Source organism: Bacillus sp. JAS24-2 (assembly GCF_008274905.1).
Classification (GTDB): domain Bacteria; phylum Bacillota; class Bacilli; order Bacillales; family Bacillaceae_G; genus Bacillus_A; species Bacillus_A cereus.
Genome location: NZ_CP031068.1, coordinates 3,142,411 through 3,160,448, shown reverse-complemented (window position 1 = coordinate 3,160,448; position 18,038 = coordinate 3,142,411). Strand labels below are relative to the sequence as shown.

Here is an 18,038-nt window from a genome sequence, read left to right as displayed (position 1 = left end):
ATAAGTAGGGGCTTTATTCCATACCAATCGGGCTTTTACGGGATAAGCATATTAAACATGTAACTCATCAACGTTTAAAAACTGGAGGGAATTGATCATGAAATTTTTTATTGATACTGCAAATCTTGAGGACATAAAAAAAGCATATAAACTTGGAGTTTTAGCTGGTGTTACAACGAATCCTTCTTTAGTAGCAAAAGAGGGCGTTAAGTTTGAAGACCGTATCGCAGAAATTTGTCAGGCAGTACCTAAAGTTGAGTCTGTTTCGGCAGAAGTAACGCCAGATGCTGTTACAGCTGAAGAAATGATTGCTCAAGCAGAAGAATTAATTAAAATTAACGGTGGCGATAAAAACGTCACGATAAAACTTCCAATGACGCTAGCAGGATTAGAAGCTTGTCGCTATCTTACTGAAAAAGGTGTGAAAACGAACGTTACACTTATTTTCACTGTGAACCAAGCACTTTTAGCTGCTCGAGCAGGTGCAACGTACGTTTCTCCATTTTTAGGACGCTTAGATGATATTTCTGAAGATGGTGTACTATTAGTTGCTAAAATTGCTGAATTATTCGATGTTCATCAATTAGATACACAAATTATTGCGGCTTCTGTCAGACATCCAGATCATGTAACTCGTGTAGCGATGGCAGGTGCTCACATTGCAACAATCCCTTATAAAGTAATCGAGCAACTTGCTATGCACCCATTAACAGACCAAGGTATTGAGAAATTTGCTGCGGATTGGGCGAAAGCTCCTAAATTATAATGCATGAAAGTGAAGGTGCTTTCCGAAAATTGCTTTTCATGAGAGGACAAATCCTAAGTAACTTCATCGTTTAAACTGGATCCTGAGTTTGTAGTCTTACTACGTGAAAAAAGCAGAGATGAAAGCGTCATTCACTTTTAAAAAAGGAAAAATTGCTCGCGCGAAGCGTTTATCACAATAACATTATAATTATGAAAGAGAAATCCCCTTATTAGAGAGATGATTTAAAGTGTATCTCTAATAAGGGAGATTCTTTTTATATAAATCATTATGATGTGAAGATGCTTTTAAGCGTATAGCAATATGTAAAGGTATCTTTTACTCAAGTAAGAACTATATAGGTTCTTTTAATTATATAGCAATTATGAAAGGGTTTACATAAAGGGGGATTGAGTATGAATATGTACCTTTTAATTATTACATTATTATCAATTGTAATTGTTATTTTAGGGGTATCGTGGTGGAGATGGCATGCGTTTATTAGTTTAACGATTGCAAGTTTGTTTTTAGCAATTATGTCTGGAATGCCAATGGATAAAATAGTAAGTGCTTATGAAACGGGAGTTGGAAGTGTTCTCGGGCATTTAGTAGGTATTTTAGTATTAGGTACAATTTTAGGGAAAATGATGGCAGAGTCAGGTGCTGGAATGCAGGTGGCAGAGTTCTTTATAAAATCCTTTGGGATAAAAAACTTACCATGGGCTATGTTAATTGCAGGTTTTATTATTGGAATCCCGGTGTTTTTTGAAGTAGGCATTTTAATATTACTGCCGTTAGTAATTTCAATTCATAAAACAACGAAACAAAATATTTTATTGATAGCATTACCAGCAATTGCTGGGCTATCTGTCGTACACGGCCTTGTTCCTCCGCATCCAGGGGCAATTGTAGCAATTGGTATTTATAAAGCGAATCTTGGGAAGGTACTATTGTATTCACTCATTATTACATTTTTTGCAGCGATTATTGCAGGTCCTATATTTGCGAAATGGATTCACAAACGTGTAATTCCCGAAAATGAGCCAGAATTGATTCGTGTAAACACAAAATCAACGAAATTACCAGGAATAGGAGTTTCATTTTTAGTTATTTTGTTACCTGTTATGTTAATGGTTTTAGCTGCAGCAGCTCCTTATGTGCCTCTTTCTACTACTTTGATGAAGACTGTCACATTAATCGGTAGTCCTATCATTGCACTATTGATTGCATGTTTTGCAGCGTTTTATTTTCTTGGATTTCGCCAAGGTATCGATAAAAAGGCTATTAAGAAGGTAACAGAAGATAGCTTATTACCAATCGGTTCAATTGTTGCGATTATTGGTGCTGGCGGGGGATTTAAGCAAATTCTTATCGATAGTGGTGTAGGCAATGCTATTGCTCAAATGTCTGAGCATTTAGCTCTATCCCCAATTGTATTAGCATTTATAGTAGCAGGATTAATTCGAATTGCGACAGGGTCAGCGACAGTCGCTTTAACAACAGCAGCGGGCATCGTTTCACCAATCGTTGAAAATACGACAGGTGTGAATTTAGAGTTACTCGTTATTGCAACAGGTGCAGGAGCATTAATGTTTTCACACGTAAACGATGCTGGTTTTTGGATGGTAAAAGAATACCTAGGGTTAACAGTGAAAGAAACATTTAAAACATGGACAGTATTAGAAACGTTACTTTCATTTATCGCTTTTGGAGGAGTTTTACTACTCGATATGTTTGTTTAAGATAAAGATGTTTCTATTTAGATAATTGTGGCATACAACGTTATCAATAGATAAAAGGAATGTATTTTTATGGTGGGATACTGTAACAATTTTTTGTTAGGAGGAAGAAATGGTGAGCTCAAAATATATGATTGGTGTAGACATTGGGACAACTAGTACAAAATCAGTTCTATTTTCTACTGATGGATCTGTTATTGCTAGTCATGGAATTGAATATCCTTTATATTCTCCTACGCCTGAAACAGCGGAACAAGACCCAGAAGAAATTTTTCGTGCAGTAATAAATACGATTAAAGAAACTGTACGATTAAGTAGTGTACAGCCAAGTGATATTCTTTGTGTCTCTTTTAGTTCGGCAATGCATAGTCTCATTGCTGTAGATGAAAAGGGGAATCCATTAACGGGATGTATTACTTGGGCAGATAATAGAAGTGCAAGCTGGGCGGAGAAAATAAAGAATGATATGAATGGTCATGAAATTTACCTTCGTACTGGGACACCAATTCATCCGATGTCACCACTTTCGAAATTAGTTTGGCTACAGAATGAGCAGGCAGAGTTATTCGCAAAAAGTTATAAATTCATTTCTATTAAAGAATATGTTTTTTACAAGTTATATAAAGAGTATGTAATTGATTATTCTATAGCGTCAGCAACAGGGATGTTTAATTTGAAATCTTTAAAATGGGATGAAGAGGCTTTACATGTTGCGGGAATTACAGATGAAAAGCTTTCTAAACTTGTTCCAACAACGCACAGTTTAACAGGATTAGATGAAGAGCTTGCCAAAGAGATGAATGTACTTGTTTCTACGCCTTTTGTAGTAGGAGCGAGTGATGGAGTACTATCTAATTTAGGTGTAAATGCAATAGATCCTGGCGTTGTGGCTGTTACAATTGGTACAAGCGGTGCGATACGTGCTGTAACAAATCGTCCTGTAACAGATCCAAAAGGTAGAATTTTTTGTTATGCGTTAACTGAAGACCATTGGGTAATCGGTGGACCAGTGAATAATGGCGGTATGATTTTCAGATGGGCTCGTGACCAATTGGGTACTTCAGAGATTGAGCTTGCAAAGCGTTTAGGAAAAGATCCATATGAAGTACTTACTGAAATAGCAGCAAAAGTGAATCCTGGATCTGACGGTTTATTGTTTCACCCGTATTTAGCAGGGGAAAGAGCTCCTTTATGGAATGCAAATGCACGAGGATCTTTCTTTGGACTCGGATTGCATCATAAGAAAGAACATCTTATCCGTGCTGTTTTAGAAGGAGTAATTTATAATTTATATACGGTTCTTCTCGCTTTAAAAGAGTTAATTGGCGAACCGAAAAAAATTCAAGCGACAGGCGGCTTTGCAAGGTCGGAACTTTGGAGACAGATGATGGCGGACATCTTCCATCAAGACGTATATGTTCCGGAAAGTTTCGAAAGCTCTTGCTTAGGAGCTGCAATCCTCGGTTTATATAGTTTAGGTGAAATAGATACATTATCTGTAGTTTCTGAAATGGTAGGTGCAGATTTCCATCATGAGCCAAACATGGAAAGTGTGGAAAAATATAAAGATTTAACGCCAATCTATATCCGTCTGTCCCGTCAATTGGAAGAAGAATATGAAAGTATAGCAGCGTATCAAAAAAAGTGGGTTTAAAAGCTATTTACCAAGAAAATATGGTAACGTATAAAGAGGTACTCCGATTTTTTTAGGATACTCTTTCAACATAAAATATTTTAAGAAGCATGATGAACGAAAAATATAGGGAGAGAGGGTTATGAAAATGAAGGATAACAAAGAGTTTATTGGATATGTTGGAACTTACACGAAAGAAAATAGCGAAGGAATATATAAATTTACGCTAGATGTAGAAGCAAAAAAAATTAGTAATGTAACACTTGCCGCTAAGTTGGATAACCCTACATATGTAACGATTAACCGAAATAATGAATATCTCTATTCTGTTGTTAAGGAAGGCGAATCTGGCGGTGTAGCTGCTTATTCCATTGATAGTCATACTGGAGAACTAAAAGCGAAAAATAGACAAGTAGTAGAAGGTGCTTCTCCTTGTCATATTAGTGTTGATAGTGGAAATCATACAGTAGTTACAGCGAATTACCATAAAGGAACGATTGAGTCTTTTGAAATAAATGAAGAAAATGGAACTGTAAATCCTGCTTCATCTATTATGGCACATGAAGGTTCAGGTCCGAATAAAGAAAGACAAGAAAAACCACATGCACATTACGCGGGGTACACTCCTGATGAAAAATATGTAGTGGGCGTTGATTTAGGGATAGATAAAATAATTACGTATGAAGTAAAAGATAGTACATTAATAGAAGTGAATAGCCTGTCTGTGAATCCGGGAAGTGGACCAAGACACATTGCTTTTCATCCAAATGGAAAATACGCTTATGTAATGACGGAGCTTAGTTCAGAGGTTATTGCGCTAACATATAACTCGGAAGAAGGATCCTTTACAGAATTACAGTATATTTCTACTCTTCCAGAACAATTTGATGAAAATAGTCAAGGCAGTGCTATCCATATTTCTTCTGACGGCCGCTTTGTATATGCAGGTAATCGTGGTCATAATAGTATCGCTGTTTATAGCGTAGATCAAAACTCAGGCCAGCTTACATTTGTGGAACATACATCTACAGAAGGAAATTGGCCACGAGACTTTGTATTAGATCCTACTGAAAAGTTTCTTGTTGCTACAAATGAAAAGTCACATAATCTTGTGTTATTTTCAAGAGATGAATCTACAGGTAAGTTAACACTTTTACAATCTGATGTTGTTGTGCCAGAGCCTGTTTGTGTGAAGTTTTTAAATATATAATTTCAGATGCCTAAACAAAAGCAAAGCGATATCGCTTTGCTTTTTATTATTTCTTTTTCGGTCTACGTACTAATTCGCCGCCGCAGTTTGGACAAACGTTATGTCTTTCTTCTGTACATGGTGCGCAAAATGTACATTCATATACACAAATGTATGCTTCAGAATCTTGTTCGAGCGATTGATCGCAAATTTGACAGTTTGTTTTCATTTCTAGTGCCATAATAAGTCTCCTTTTTAGTTAGAAAATTTATAATTTAATTATAATTCATTAAATAGAAATAGTCCTTTTCAATTGAAAGGAAATCGAATGATAAAGTTATGAATTGAAACGAAAGATGCTGGTTTATTTTAAAATTGATTATTTATTACAGTTGGAATATTATGAAATAGTCAAAAGACAACAGGGGGTATAGATTTTGACTAATCATAACGATCATTTAAAAGCAAACTGCGAAAAATGCTTCGGTCTATGTTGCGTTGCATTACCGTTCGCAGCATCGGTAGATTTTGCAGTGAATAAAGATGGTGGTAAACCATGTTCCAACTTACAATCAGATTTTAAATGTAGTATACATAAAAATCTTAGAGGAAAAGGTTATAAAGGTTGTACAGTATTTGAGTGTTTCGGTGCTGGACAGAAGATTTCTCAGGGTACGTTTAAAGGGATTGATTGGCGGAAAGATGCAAGGCATGCAAGAAAAATGTACGATGCTTTTCCAGTTATGCATCAACTTCATGAAATGCTTTGGTATTTGAATGAGGCGATTCTTTTAAAGGCAACACAGCCAATTCATAAAGAGCTGGAGAACGCAATTGAGGAGACAGAGCGACTTTCGAATTTAAATCCAGATGAGTTAATGAAAATAAATGTTCCAATGCATAGGGCAGAGGTGAACATTCTCCTTTTAGAAACGAGCGAACTAGTATGGAAGGAAATGAATACTGCGCGTAAGAAACGAATCATACACCGTGGAGCAGACCTTATGGGAGCGAATCTGAAAAAGAAAAATTTACAAGGTGCAAATTTAAGAGGAGCTTATTTAATTGCGGCTAACTTAAATGGTGCAGATTTAAGAGGAGCAGATCTCATCGGAGCAGATTTGCGAGATGCAGATATTCGCGGGGCTGATTTTACTAATAGTATTTTTCTGACGCAAGTTCAAGTTAATGCTGCGAGAGGGGATAAGCATACGAAATTGCCGAAATTATTGTCTCGTCCATCGCATTGGAGTGCGTAAAGAGTGGGGAGTATTTAGTATGGATATATTTCAGTATTTAGAAGAGATGCAAGAGGATGTCTTTTCGTTAGCAGTAGAGCAAATAGAAGCGAAGTATTATGATATGCATCGATTTGTATTGGTTTTCACGACCAAGACCCAATTATGCGAACAGGCAGAGATTAAGAATCTCTGCCTGCTTTTTATTTCTTTTCAAAAGTAGTAATAAAAACACTACAGATAATAAGAATACCACCAATGAAAAAGTTACTATTTAATGTCTCATTTAATAAGAGCCAACCAAGTAATGATCCAACGATAGGTTGGAAGAAGAAAAATAAGGAACCGATGCTTGCATCCATTAAGTCTAATCCTTTATTCCAAAGGAAAAAGGCACCTGCTGTTGAGACGATTCCTAAGTATAATACGCCTAATATGACGTACGTATTTACTGTTCCGATAGAGGCTGCTTGTAGTTCCCATATCATAAAAGGTGTAATAAAAAAGAGTGAAAAGAATATGGCATACGTTGTAATAACTAAGGATGAAAATTGGATTGAAGCGATTTTTACATAAATAGATAGTAAGGCCCACGTAATAGCGGCTCCAACTAAAATGATTGTTCCGATAAAATAGGAGCCAATTTCAATATCCCATCCGATTACGATAATGACACCGATTGTCGCTATTATAGTAGATAAAAGTCTACGAGCGGTTAGTTTTTCTTTCAAAATGAGCGCTGCAAATATAACCATAAATGCAGGCGTAGCTGATGTAACTAACGAGCCTGTATGAGCGTCGGATAATTTTGTTCCGATAAATTGGCATGTGATTGAAATGAAATATCCAATAAATCCTATCCAAGCGAAGAGGAGCCAATCTTTTTTGCGAATGTTTACTTTTTTCTTTTGTTTTTTCTCAGCTAGTTTCAAAATGCCATACAAAACAACAAAAGCAATGATAAAGCGTAGCCAAACGAGTGTTAGTGGTGGGATAAAATCGAGTACGTATTTGCTAACAACATACATACCACCCCATATACTTGCTGCTAGTGATAAACATATAGCTCCTAAAATTGTTTGTTTCATGTAAAGTACCTCCGTCTATTTTTAGGGTATTATGAGTTCCCTAAGACGAGGCGTAGTGTATGTGTTATATGATTGCCCGTCTTAGTTTATAGACGGCCTACAGGTTGATCGTTTTCGAATGAAGTGTTGTAGTACATGCGTGCATTCCTCCTCTTTAAGTTATAATGATATTATAACTTAATTTTCTGATTATTGGAGGTTGTTATGAAATATATCGTTATAAAATCACATGTTAGCAATTATCCTAATCCAATTCGCTTAGAAGAGGGGGATGTAGTGAAAATGATAGAGAGTTACGCTGGTCCGGAAAACTGGGAAAACTGGATGTTTTGTCACGAAGAGAAATATGACCGGAAAGGATGGGTTCCGGAGCAAATTATAAAAAAAGATATGAATGGAACAGGAATTATTATAAAACAATATACTGCGAAAGAATTAAATGTGAGTATTGGAGAAAGAGTGATTGGATTAGAAGAATTCAATGGATGGGTTTGGGGCGAAGGAAGAGATGGTGAGAAGGGCTGGGTACCAAAGGAAAACTTACAAAAATATTAATAATAATATTTGATCAATAATTAGGAAACATATTTTTGCTTATGAGTATATTGGTTGTAGGATAAAAAGTAGATTAATAGAGAAAGAGGAGGAGATTATTATAACTACAACCGTTATTTCGCATTTTTACAATGAAGAATATTTATTGCCATGGTGGCTTATGCATCATACGAAACTTTTTGATCATGGTATTTTAATTAATAAAGGTTCAACAGATCGTTCCGTTGAGATTTGTAAAAAATTCGCACCGCATTGGGAAGTGCGAGATTCTGTAAATCCAGAGTTTGATGCATATGCGACAGATCATGAAGTGATGAGGATAGAACAAGAAGTACAAGGATGGAAAATGATTTTAAATACGACTGAGTTTCTTTGCATGCAAGATAAAAATCAGTTTTGGAAATCACTAGATGAATTGGGAGGTAGGATGTATTGGCTAGAAGGGCTTATTATGGTCGATGATCCTAACTATAATTATCCGGAACTTAACTTTGGAATACCTTTAATGAAACAGCGATTTCATGGTTATTTACCAGAGGAGTGGAGACTATGGAGAAGGGGAAGATTTATTCATAATCATGAGCATGGAAGTTATACGGTTGGAAGACATTTATCTGCGCATGAATCGATGATTTATCCACCTCTTGCCTGTATATTATGGTTTGGGTTTAGTCCGTGGAATGATGCGATGAGAAAGAGAAAGTTACAAATTGGTCCGACTCTTTCTGAAGCTAGTAAGCATGGAGGAATGGGTACGCATCATATTGTTACGCCGGAAAGATTAGAAGAATGGTATAAGGAATTAGCGAGAGGAACGAAGGATTTACGTTTTAATGATGCATATCGTTATGTTTTTGTATAAATGATTTCCACCATAAAATTGTTTCTTCTATTCCTGTATTTAGATCGTATGTTGGTTTCCAGTTTACTTCAGTTTTTAAACGTTCTACATTAACCCCGACAAATAAAGGTTCATCTTTAGAGAAAGGGATTGCACCTAGTTTAATTAAATGTTCTTTTCCTATCTTTTTAGCAATGATAGAAGCTAACTCTTTAATTTGTACAGATTGACCAGAAGCGATATTGATGGTGCCTGTAATGCCGTGTTCTAATATTGTTACGAGAGCGTCAGCGACGTCACTCACATGGAGGAAATCTCTCGATTGTTTTCCATGTGTACATAGTGCTTCCTCGTTTTTTAATAAGGAAGTGATAATGTTAGAAACGAGCCGATTACCTTGTTCGTGAGGTCCATACATATGAAAAATGCGGCCCCAACACATGCTGAGGCCTGTTTGTTGTGCATACGTTTCTAGCCAGGAGTGCAGTGCATTTTTACATAAAGAATACGGGGTTTTATAGGAAAGGAGCGGTGAATCTTCAAATAATACGCCGTTAAACCATTCGTATTCTGCGCCAGTACCTGCAACGACAACACGCTTTCCGCCGCATGTTGTAAAGTGCTGAATCAATGAAATACTAGACTTTAGCCAATAGTAATTATTAATAGATACATAGCATGCTGGTGGCACTGCTTCCCAAGCAAGGTGAATGAGATGGCTAGGCTGAACGTCGTAAATGAATTGTTTTACTTCGTCATTGCGGAGCAAGTTTACTTTATGCCAGTGGCAAGGGAGGTGAGAGGGTTTATTTTTATTATACGTGGCGTGCACTTCGTATCCCTTTTGTATAAGTGAATCTACAACATATTTACCTATCCAGCCACTACCACCTGTTACAACAACTTTCTTCATGGCTCAATCACCTCAACTTCTGGAACTGTCACTAGAAATTTACCGCCCCATTCACGAATGAAAGAGCATTCTTTTATAATTTCGTCTTTCAAATTCCAAGGAAGTATGAGAATGTAATCCGGTTTTGTACGTTTAATTTCTGCTGGAGATTTTATTGGAATACGAGTTCCTGGTAAAAGGAGATTTTGTTTGTGAGGATTTTTATCTACTGTATACGCTAAAAATTCTTTACCTATTCCGCAATAATTCAACAGGGTGTTTCCTTTAGCCGGAGCGCCGTAGCCGATGATTTGTTTGTTTAAAGCTTTTGCTTTGATAAAAAACTTTAAAATATTTATTTTCAATTGTTCCACTCGTTTAGAAAAAAGGAGATAGCAATCTAATGTATCGAGTCCGTGATTGACTTCTTTTTGGAGTAAGTTTGTAACGTTGGAATGGATAGTGGATTGGGAACTTAGATGGTTTACAAAAATACGTAATGAACCACCATGTGTTGAAAGCTCTTCTACATCAACAATTTGTAAATGATGATGAGCTAAAATTTTTTGAAGGCTTATAAGTGAGAAGTAGGAGAAGTGTTCATGGTAGATGGTATCAAATTGGTTAAAGGATATAAGGTTTAATAAGTGCGGGAATTCGATTGTTATCGTGCCATCACGTTTTAATAGTGTTTTTAAACCAGCAACAAAATCATGCAAGTTTGGAACATGTGCTAATACGTTATTTGCGACGATTAAATCAGCTTGTGGCAATTTTTTTGCTAAGTCATTACTGAAAAAATTCACATGAGTAGGAATTCCTTTTTTGATAGCAATTTCTGCTACGTTTTTCGCGGGTTCAATTCCCAATGTCTCGATATTTTCTTTTTTAAAGTATTGTAATAAGTACCCATCGTTACTTGCGATTTCAATCACTTTTGAATGTTTCGTTAAGTTGAAACGCTTAATCGCCATTTCTACATATTGTTTAGCGTGTAGTAGCCAACTTGAGGAGTAAGAGCTGAAGTATAAATAGTTATGAAAAATATTTTGCGGGGATTCAAATTCATCTAGCTGTACGAGTAAACAAGAGTGACAAACAAATGTGTGCAGCGGATAAAAAGGTTCCATTTTATATGAGCTTTCAGGAGCTACAAATGAATTAGCGAGAGGGGAAACGCCCAAATCTAAAAAAGTGTTGGTTAGTAATGAGTGGCAAAAACGGCATTTTTTCTGTTCCATTTTATAGCCCCTTTATAAATTTTTGAATGCATCGATTTGTTGTCGTGTGAAAGATTCTATATTTTCACCAGATGCATATTTTTTGTACCAATCAACAGTCCAAGCGATAGAATCATCTGTTGATAACTTAGGAGTCCAGCCGAGTTTGTTTACTGCTTTTGTACTATCGAGTGTTAAAACAGGTGATTCATAAGGAGTATTTGTAGAGGAGGAAATGATTGTTAGTGGGTTATTCCATAATTTTATTACAGATTCAATGACATCATGAACGGTTCTGTTAGGTTCATTCATTGGGCCGAAATTCCACGCTTCTGCATATTTAGCATCATTCCAAAGTTTCTCAGCTAAAAGGATATAGCCATGTAGAGGATCTAAAACATGTTGCCACGGACGGACGGCATATTTGTTTCGAATACACAAAGTATGATTGTGCAAATATGCCCGAATGATATCAGGGAATAATCGATCTTCTGCCCAATCACCACCGCCGATGACGTTACCAGCTCTGACTGAGGCGAGTTTCTGGGTATTAGTGCGGAAGAATGATTTTTGATAGGATGTTGCCACTATTTCAGCGCAAGCTTTACTAGCGCTATAAGGGTCGAAACCTCCTAGTCGGTCATTTTCCACGAACGCTCGGTCGCCACTACCGTCATTCTCATAACATTTATCGCTTGTCACATTAATAATGGCACGTACGCTTTCGACGGACTTTGCTGCTTCTAGCACGTGAACAGTACCTAAAACATTCGTTTTGAATGTATCGATAGGGTTTTTGTATGAAGCGGTTACGATTGGCTGAGCTGCTAAATGAAATATTATGTCAGGTTTATGCTGCTTCATGGCATGAAATAAAGAATGGTAATCTGTAATATTGCCTTTCATTGTCGTGCACTCTTTTGCTACGTTACCTTGTTCAAAAATGTTAGGAATGGATGGGGGATGAGAAGAAAAGCCTACTACTTCTGCACCTAAAGAACTTAAGAAAAGGGTGAGCCAGGAGCCTTTAAATCCAGTATGTCCCGTAATAAATACTTTTTTCTTATTCCAAAAAGATGATGAAGCCATATTACCAAACCTTCCACGGAGCGTTATTACTTTCCCATAGCTCGACTAATTTATTTTTATCGCGCAATGTATCCATCGGATGCCAAAAACCAGAATGTTGATATGCGGCCAATTCATTTTTATTTACTAACTGAACTAAAGAGTCTGTTTCAAAAACAGACTTATCTCCACTAATGTAATTGAAAACTTCAGGATTTAAAATGAAAAATCCACCGTTAACCCATCCGCCATCACCTAATGGTTTTTCTTGAAAAGATGTTACAGACTGTTTATCTAATATGAGAGAACCGAATCTACCAGGAGGTTGTACGGCAGTAACAGTAGCCATTTTTCCATGTTTTTTATGGAATGTAATAAGTTCTTTTATATTTACATTACTTAATCCATCACCATAAGTGAGGCAGAAAGGTTCGTCTCCGACATAATTTTGAATCTTTTTCACTCGGCCACCCGTTTCGGTATTTACACCAGTATCGATTAGTGTAACTTTCCATGGTTCTACACGATGAGAATGGGTAGTAATTGTATTATCGTTTAACTGTATTGTGAAATCAGACATGTGTAAGTTGTAATTTAGAAAGAACTCTTTAATTGCATATCCTTTATAGCCTAAGCAAATAATAAACTCAGTAATCCCGTAATGACTATACAAACTCATAATGTGCCATAGAATGGGTTTTGTTCCAATTTCAATCATAGGTTTCGGTTTTAAATGTGTTTCTTCCCCAATTCTTGTACCGTACCCACCAGCAAGAATAACAGCTTTCATTTTTTCCTCCTAAAATAAAAATTTATTATTTATACAGTATTCATATTTTATGCAAATGAGATTGTTTTTGATTAAGTGAATGAAAATGTTTGAGGTGATGACGATGCAGAAAATATTACGGTTTGAATTTTGGAAATAATTTTTGATATTCAGGGTTATGACGGAGGTCTTGTGTTAGGTTACTAAGCTCTAAAAAACGTATGTCCAGTACTTCAGGAGATTGACCGTAATGTGTTTGAAGTCCCATTTGAACACCCCTTTTTGAAAGGGTAGGTGTAATTTGTAATTTTCTTGCCTTTGATTGTTCATTCCAAGGGCTAAAATAAAATTTTAAAATAAATGAAGGATAGTCATAAATTATATATCCGTGCCGCGAATGATGTCTACCAGGTAAATATGCACCGTCTAGATGATTGTGAATAAATCTCCAAGCACATCCGAGATTTGGGTTATAAGGGAAGACACCGTGGTATCGCTGTTCTACTAAGGGGATAGAATATCTAGGCTTTGAATAATTATAATTATGATTATCTATCATTAAAATCATTCTAATCGCATACATGTTTTGGCCTAGTGTATGAAGAGATGAAAAAAATTCTTCAGTATTATTACAACAAAAGAATTCAGTAGTATTTAAAACGATTTTCCAACCTGAAACTTCTCTTTCAATTTCCATCACTTCAATATCAGTATTAGTTGGATCAAACTCAAGAAATCTTGAATTTCGTACTTCCCAGTGGGGTGCTAATAGTTTACAAATCTCTACGGAACGATCTGTAGACCCTCTATTAATTAAAATGCCGTGATCGAATATTTTCGTGTGATGCATAAGCCACCATGGAAGTAGGTATTCTTCATTATAAAAATGAGAAATGATTGTCTTTTTCATATTAATTCCCTCCTATACAAGCAATCATTATTAGTAGGATATGCTTTTAAATAAGAAAGGTTAAAAGTGGCAGACAATGTAGTGATTAGGTAGTAGTTTAGTAATTTTATTGTATAAGTGTAGATTACTCGTATTGAATCATCATAGGAGGAGATTGGAATTTTGTATAAATTGTGAATAATAAACCGTCACGTTTGACTGTACAGTTTATGTGTTGTATGATGTAAGTAATATAAACAAGGGGGGAAGATCGTTGGGAAGGTGTATCGAATCGGACAGTTGGCTCTCATGGCTCACGTGTCGAAACGAACGATTGATTATTATACGAATCTAGGTATCTTAAAAGCGGAGCGATCTCAATCTAATTATCGCTATTACGACGAAACAGCATTTGAGACATTACAATTTATTGAGAAGTGCAAAGAAATGCATATGCCGCTTTGTGAGATTAAAGAGAAAATCGAGGAGAAGAAGAAGCTGCTCGGTATCAATGAACACGTTTCGAAACAAGTGAATGAAGTGACAGACCATATTCATCAATTAGAAGTGGAGCTTACTGAGTTAAAGCCGCTTTTAGATGGATTGACTGATTCACAACGTGAAAAAATATCGAAATCTTTATCTGGTCAAACGACAGCTTTAATACAGACACTTGCTCTATTATTATAGAGTAAGTGAAATCCGACCTCTTTAATTTTTGTATCGGGCTATGTTTTCTAACAAACAAATAAGAAAACATTATAGTATACAGGAGGTGGACACCTTAGTTTTTTAACTAAGGGGATTCATTGGAAATATTTAATTTAGTCATGGTTGCGATTTTAATCGCATTTACTGGATTTTTCGTAGCAGCAGAGTTTGCGATTGTAAAGATACGTTCAAGCCGTATCGATCAGCTTGTTGCGGAAGGAAAACGCGGTGCTTTAGCAGCGAAAAAGGTAACAACAAATTTAGATGAATATTTATCTGCTTGTCAATTAGGTATTACAGTTACAGCTATGGGATTAGGTTGGTTAGGTGAACCGACAATTGAAAAGTTATTACACCCGTTATTTGAGAAATGGAACTTAAATCCTTCTATTTCATCAGTATTAACATTTGGGCTTGCTTTTATGATTATGACGTATTTACACGTTGTAGTAGGGGAATTAGCTCCGAAAACGATGGCAATTCAAAAGGCTGAAAGGGTAACGTTATTATTGGCAGGTCCATTAATGATGTTCTATAAAGTAATGTATCCATTTATTTGGGTATTGAACGGTTCAGCTCGTGTGATAACTGGTTTATTCGGTTTAAAGCCAGCTTCAGAACATGAAGTAGCTCATACAGAAGAAGAATTACGTCTTATCCTTTCAGATAGCTATGAAAGTGGCGAAATTAATCAAGCTGAATACAAGTATGTAAATAACATTTTTGAATTTGATAATCGTATTGCAAAAGAGATTATGGTACCGCGAACAGAAATCGTTGGTTTCTACCTGGAAGATTCAGTAGAAGAACACATGAAAGTAATCCAAAATGAGCGATACACACGTTATCCGATTTTTGGAGAAGATAAAGATGATATTATCGGTATGGTCAACGTAAAAGATTTCTTTATTCGATATATGACCGAGGATCAAAAAGATTTATCATCTATTCGCTCGTATATGCGTCCGATTATTGAAGTGATGGAAACGACTCCAATTCACGATTTATTACTTCAAATGCAGAAGAAGCGAATTCCGATGGCTGTTTTATATGATGAGTACGGAGGAACAGCCGGAATTGTAACGCTTGAAGATATCTTGGAGGAAATCGTCGGCGAAATTCGTGACGAATATGATGAAGATGAGGCACCGCCAATTCAACATGTGAACGAGCAACATATCATTGTTGATGGAAAAGTGCTTATTTCAGAAGTGAAAGATTTATTTGGATTACACATCGAAGAAGATGATGTGGATACAATCGGTGGATGGATTATGATGCAAAATCATGAAATCGAAGAAGGACAACATGTTGACGCGGAAGGTTATGAATTTAAAGTGTTAGAAAAAGACGCTTACCAAATTAAACGTGTTGAAATTCGTAAGATGGAACAAGAACAAGAAGAAGAGAAAGCAGCAACTGTGTAAGTTGCTGCTTTTCTTCTAAAGTACAAAAAATGAGAACTTAGGAGCGGATATTTTGATTCAAGAAGCCTTACGTGTATATCGATTACAATTGTATGTGATCTTTAGTGGTTTACTACTTATGTGGACGATTACTCCGTTTGGAAAACAAGTGACAGGGTTCGGTATTGGATTAGCAGTAAGCGCCTATTGTCTTTGGTTATTAGCTCGCAGAGTGGAGAAACTCGGAAAAAGTATCGTAATGAAGGAAAAGGCTCCTGGATTAGGAGTTTTAAACCGATTTGCAGCTGCTATTTTAGGAGCTATCATCATGTATGAAATTGAGCATGAAATGGAAATGTGGGCATTCGGTACAGGTATTTTAGGTGGTCACTTTTTAATGATTGCAAATTTAGCGTATGCAAATATGCAGTTAGTGAAAGAAGAAGAGAAGCAAAGGGAACATGCTTCGAAAAACATAGAGCTATGATGAAAGGGACCTAATCGGGTTCCTTTTTTATTTTAGTAATTTGATACAAGTAACCAAATTAACGACAAATATAATACGCTTCTTTTTTGTGTTTTTCAATACTATGAAAAATAATAAAAATTTTTTAAAAAACCCATCGATTTCTAAAGGTTATGTATGTTATTATGACAAAAGACTTTTTGAAAGAGGTGGATACCAATGTTACAAGCGCTACTTATTTTTGTGCTTCAAATTATTTACGTTCCCATTTTAACAATCCGTACGATTTTGCTTGTAAAGAATCAAACAAGATCCGCTGCTGGTGTTGGATTGTTAGAAGGAGCTATTTACATTGTCAGTTTAGGTATTGTGTTTCAAGATTTATCAAATTGGATGAACATCGTTGCCTATGTCATTGGCTTTAGTGCGGGACTGTTATTAGGCGGTTATATAGAGAATAAATTAGCAATTGGTTATATTACGTATCAAGTTAGTTTACTAGACCGTTGTAATGAATTAGTAGATGAATTACGTCACTCTGGATTTGGTGTTACAGTATTTGAAGGCGAAGGTATTAATTCTATACGTTATCGCTTAGATATCGTTGCAAAGCGTTCTAGAGAGAAAGAGCTTTTAGAAATCATTAATGAAATTGCACCGAAAGCGTTTATGTCTTCGTATGAAATTCGCTCGTTTAAAGGTGGATATTTAACGAAGGCGATGAAGAAAAGAGCGTTAATGAAAAAGAAAGATGAACATGCATCGTAAAAAAAGAGGAGTAGTGCTGCAGTAAAAGTGCAGTATAAGTCCAAATGTAAAAGAGAGGAATCTATTTTGATGTAGATTTCTCTCTTTTTTTATGAAAAATATTCATCTATTAATTCAAAAAAACTAAATCGTATAATTATTTTTTTTACTCATTCTCAAATTAATGATTAGCCATATAATTTGAAAAAATACCGGTATGATAAACGCAATTAATAAAACGATAAGTGATATTGATTTAATTTCAGGTGTTTGAATAACACCAGCCCCATCAACATCTCGTAGCCAAATAATAGCGGCCCATATTCCAAAAACGATAATCCAAAATATGTTACCAATCCACCAAGAAATCCATCGTTTTTTCATGTTAGCACCCCTTACATTTCTACTCTGTTAAAAGGATATTTTCGTTCGTTACATTTATAATGAAATAACTATAAAATTAGTTTTTCTTAACTGTATATCGAACTTGTTTAAAGGTTACCATTTCTCCATCATCATTATCATCTTTCGTTTGCAAAAGTTGAACTTTTGGTTTGTAGTCCGTCCTATGAGCGTGTTCGATATCTTTAATGTTAAGCTTGTAGGATTCACCATTCTTTAGCTTTTGTTCCAACACTTTTTTATTAGCAACATAAATAAAAGTTACTTTATTTTCATCAATGCCTTTAGTTTTAATTTCTAATTCATTATCTTTTGTTGTGATCGTTGGTGTTAATAATTCCATACTGCCTTTCCCGCTTTCTAAAGAATTCTCTGCTATAGTTGAACATCCTGATAATATGATTCCAGTGAATAGAAGAACAGCTAATTTCTGTTTCATA

At 35.8% G+C, this 18,038-nt stretch carries 21 protein-coding genes; 12 read left to right on the top strand and 9 right to left on the bottom strand.

Annotated elements, in window-relative coordinates:
* Positions 1-97: 97 nt before the first annotated feature.
* From fsa to DN407_RS16340, 4 genes are all read left to right on the top strand, one after another.
* Positions 98-766 carry a fructose-6-phosphate aldolase gene (gene fsa, locus DN407_RS16355; protein ID WP_000667692.1) on the top strand — a complete coding sequence of 223 codons (669 nt, stop codon included), beginning with the start codon at positions 98-100 and terminating at the stop codon, positions 764-766.
* A gap of 395 nt (positions 767-1,161) precedes the next feature.
* Positions 1,162-2,487: a gluconate permease GntP gene (gene gntP, locus DN407_RS16350; RefSeq protein ID WP_103622635.1), complete on the top strand. Its 1,326-nt coding sequence runs from the start codon at positions 1,162-1,164 to the stop codon at positions 2,485-2,487.
* 109 nt (positions 2,488-2,596) lie between these two features.
* Entirely contained in the window at positions 2,597-4,138 is a 1,542-nt protein-coding gene (gene gntK / locus DN407_RS16345; RefSeq protein WP_149216484.1) for a gluconokinase, read from the top strand.
* Between the two features lie 121 nt (positions 4,139-4,259).
* A complete protein-coding gene (locus DN407_RS16340; protein ID WP_086385142.1) occupies positions 4,260-5,327 on the top strand; it encodes a lactonase family protein in 1,068 nt (355 codons plus the stop codon).
* Positions 5,328-5,373: 46 nt separating this feature from the next.
* Here the strand turns inward: DN407_RS16340 and DN407_RS16335 are convergent, their stop codons facing one another.
* Positions 5,374-5,547, bottom strand: coding sequence for a DUF1272 domain-containing protein (locus DN407_RS16335; protein WP_001162788.1), 174 nt, complete (start codon positions 5,545-5,547; stop codon positions 5,374-5,376).
* 196 nt (positions 5,548-5,743) lie between these two features.
* Between DN407_RS16335 and DN407_RS16330 the strand changes: the two genes are divergently transcribed.
* A complete protein-coding gene (locus DN407_RS16330) occupies positions 5,744-6,565 on the top strand; it encodes a pentapeptide repeat-containing protein (RefSeq protein WP_149216483.1) in 822 nt (273 codons plus the stop codon).
* Between the two features lie 19 nt (positions 6,566-6,584).
* Complete coding sequence (locus tag DN407_RS16325) at positions 6,585-6,767, top strand: hypothetical protein (RefSeq protein ID WP_149216482.1); 183 nt, start codon at positions 6,585-6,587, stop codon at positions 6,765-6,767.
* On the opposite strand, the gene DN407_RS16320 is transcribed toward DN407_RS16325, so the two are convergent.
* Positions 6,748-7,632: a DMT family transporter gene (locus tag DN407_RS16320; RefSeq protein WP_149216481.1), complete on the bottom strand. Its 885-nt coding sequence runs from the start codon at positions 7,630-7,632 to the stop codon at positions 6,748-6,750. The two genes, DN407_RS16325 and DN407_RS16320, sit on opposite strands and share 20 nt — an antisense overlap.
* A gap of 204 nt (positions 7,633-7,836) precedes the next feature.
* Between DN407_RS16320 and DN407_RS16315 the strand changes: the two genes are divergently transcribed.
* Together DN407_RS16315 and DN407_RS16310 are read left to right on the top strand one after the other, a co-directional pair.
* Complete coding sequence (locus tag DN407_RS16315; RefSeq protein WP_000875282.1) at positions 7,837-8,187, top strand: SH3 domain-containing protein; 351 nt, start codon at positions 7,837-7,839, stop codon at positions 8,185-8,187.
* Positions 8,188-8,248: 61 nt separating this feature from the next.
* Positions 8,249-9,049, top strand: coding sequence for a glycosyltransferase family 2 protein (locus DN407_RS16310; protein ID WP_071686365.1), 801 nt, complete (start codon positions 8,249-8,251; stop codon positions 9,047-9,049).
* On the opposite strand, the gene DN407_RS16305 is transcribed toward DN407_RS16310, so the two are convergent.
* From DN407_RS16305 to DN407_RS16285, 5 genes are all read right to left on the bottom strand, one after another.
* The gene (locus tag DN407_RS16305; protein WP_149216480.1) at positions 9,018-9,941 is read right to left on the bottom strand and encodes an NAD-dependent epimerase/dehydratase family protein; all 924 of its coding nucleotides are present in this window, start codon (positions 9,939-9,941) and stop codon (positions 9,018-9,020) included. The genes DN407_RS16310 and DN407_RS16305 overlap by 32 nt on opposite strands.
* Positions 9,938-11,161 (bottom strand): class I SAM-dependent methyltransferase, encoded by a 1,224-nt coding sequence (locus DN407_RS16300; protein ID WP_000435771.1) that lies wholly within the window; start codon positions 11,159-11,161, stop codon positions 9,938-9,940. Before DN407_RS16300 ends, DN407_RS16305 begins: the two co-directional genes overlap by 4 nt.
* Before the next feature lie 12 nt (positions 11,162-11,173).
* Positions 11,174-12,229: a CDP-glucose 4,6-dehydratase gene (rfbG, locus tag DN407_RS16295; RefSeq protein ID WP_061655948.1), complete on the bottom strand. Its 1,056-nt coding sequence runs from the start codon at positions 12,227-12,229 to the stop codon at positions 11,174-11,176.
* A gap of 1 nt (position 12,230) precedes the next feature.
* Complete coding sequence (gene rfbF / locus DN407_RS16290; RefSeq protein ID WP_000648809.1) at positions 12,231-12,998, bottom strand: glucose-1-phosphate cytidylyltransferase; 768 nt, start codon at positions 12,996-12,998, stop codon at positions 12,231-12,233.
* Positions 12,999-13,113: 115 nt separating this feature from the next.
* Positions 13,114-13,887: a glycosyltransferase family 2 protein gene (locus DN407_RS16285; protein ID WP_000750974.1), complete on the bottom strand. Its 774-nt coding sequence runs from the start codon at positions 13,885-13,887 to the stop codon at positions 13,114-13,116.
* Between the two features lie 261 nt (positions 13,888-14,148).
* Between DN407_RS16285 and DN407_RS16280 the strand changes: the two genes are divergently transcribed.
* The 4 genes from DN407_RS16280 (at position 14,149) to DN407_RS16265 (ending at position 17,217) form a co-directional block, all read left to right on the top strand.
* The gene (locus DN407_RS16280; RefSeq protein ID WP_000285635.1) at positions 14,149-14,556 is read left to right on the top strand and encodes a MerR family transcriptional regulator; all 408 of its coding nucleotides are present in this window, start codon (positions 14,149-14,151) and stop codon (positions 14,554-14,556) included.
* A 119-nt stretch (positions 14,557-14,675) separates the two neighbouring features.
* The gene (locus DN407_RS16275) at positions 14,676-16,004 is read left to right on the top strand and encodes a hemolysin family protein (protein ID WP_000402256.1); all 1,329 of its coding nucleotides are present in this window, start codon (positions 14,676-14,678) and stop codon (positions 16,002-16,004) included.
* A 52-nt stretch (positions 16,005-16,056) separates the two neighbouring features.
* Positions 16,057-16,470 carry an ATP synthase subunit I gene (locus DN407_RS16270; RefSeq protein WP_000613876.1) on the top strand — a complete coding sequence of 138 codons (414 nt, stop codon included), beginning with the start codon at positions 16,057-16,059 and terminating at the stop codon, positions 16,468-16,470.
* Positions 16,471-16,668: 198 nt separating this feature from the next.
* Complete coding sequence (locus DN407_RS16265; RefSeq protein ID WP_000938438.1) at positions 16,669-17,217, top strand: DUF2179 domain-containing protein; 549 nt, start codon at positions 16,669-16,671, stop codon at positions 17,215-17,217.
* 123 nt (positions 17,218-17,340) lie between these two features.
* Here DN407_RS16265 and DN407_RS16260 read toward each other — a convergent pair whose 3' ends face one another.
* The gene (locus tag DN407_RS16260) at positions 17,341-17,580 is read right to left on the bottom strand and encodes a DUF3923 family protein (protein WP_000747679.1); all 240 of its coding nucleotides are present in this window, start codon (positions 17,578-17,580) and stop codon (positions 17,341-17,343) included.
* 76 nt (positions 17,581-17,656) lie between these two features.
* A complete protein-coding gene (locus tag DN407_RS16255; RefSeq protein ID WP_140160688.1) occupies positions 17,657-18,037 on the bottom strand; it encodes a hypothetical protein in 381 nt (126 codons plus the stop codon).
* Position 18,038 lies beyond the last annotated feature (1 nt).

Excerpts from the sequence above, each read along its gene's own strand:
- fsa (WP_000667692.1), top strand. The coding sequence starts at position 98 with ATGAAATTTTTTATTGATACTGCAAATCTTGAGGACATAAAAAAAGCA.
- gntP (WP_103622635.1), top strand. The coding sequence starts at position 1,162 with ATGAATATGTACCTTTTAATTATTACATTATTATCAATTGTAATTGTT.
- gntK (WP_149216484.1), top strand. The coding sequence starts at position 2,597 with ATGGTGAGCTCAAAATATATGATTGGTGTAGACATTGGGACAACTAGT.
- DN407_RS16340 (WP_086385142.1), top strand. The coding sequence starts at position 4,260 with ATGAAAATGAAGGATAACAAAGAGTTTATTGGATATGTTGGAACTTAC.
- DN407_RS16335 (WP_001162788.1), bottom strand. The coding sequence starts at position 5,547 with ATGGCACTAGAAATGAAAACAAACTGTCAAATTTGCGATCAATCGCTC.
- DN407_RS16325 (WP_149216482.1), top strand. The coding sequence starts at position 6,585 with ATGGATATATTTCAGTATTTAGAAGAGATGCAAGAGGATGTCTTTTCG.
- DN407_RS16320 (WP_149216481.1), bottom strand. The coding sequence starts at position 7,632 with ATGAAACAAACAATTTTAGGAGCTATATGTTTATCACTAGCAGCAAGT.
- DN407_RS16315 (WP_000875282.1), top strand. The coding sequence starts at position 7,837 with ATGAAATATATCGTTATAAAATCACATGTTAGCAATTATCCTAATCCA.
- DN407_RS16305 (WP_149216480.1), bottom strand. The coding sequence starts at position 9,941 with ATGAAGAAAGTTGTTGTAACAGGTGGTAGTGGCTGGATAGGTAAATAT.
- DN407_RS16300 (WP_000435771.1), bottom strand. The coding sequence starts at position 11,161 with ATGGAACAGAAAAAATGCCGTTTTTGCCACTCATTACTAACCAACACT.
- rfbG (WP_061655948.1), bottom strand. The coding sequence starts at position 12,229 with ATGGCTTCATCATCTTTTTGGAATAAGAAAAAAGTATTTATTACGGGA.
- rfbF (WP_000648809.1), bottom strand. The coding sequence starts at position 12,998 with ATGAAAGCTGTTATTCTTGCTGGTGGGTACGGTACAAGAATTGGGGAA.
- DN407_RS16285 (WP_000750974.1), bottom strand. The coding sequence starts at position 13,887 with ATGAAAAAGACAATCATTTCTCATTTTTATAATGAAGAATACCTACTT.
- DN407_RS16265 (WP_000938438.1), top strand. The coding sequence starts at position 16,669 with ATGTTACAAGCGCTACTTATTTTTGTGCTTCAAATTATTTACGTTCCC.
- DN407_RS16260 (WP_000747679.1), bottom strand. The coding sequence starts at position 17,580 with ATGAAAAAACGATGGATTTCTTGGTGGATTGGTAACATATTTTGGATT.
- DN407_RS16255 (WP_140160688.1), bottom strand. The coding sequence starts at position 18,037 with ATGAAACAGAAATTAGCTGTTCTTCTATTCACTGGAATCATATTATCA.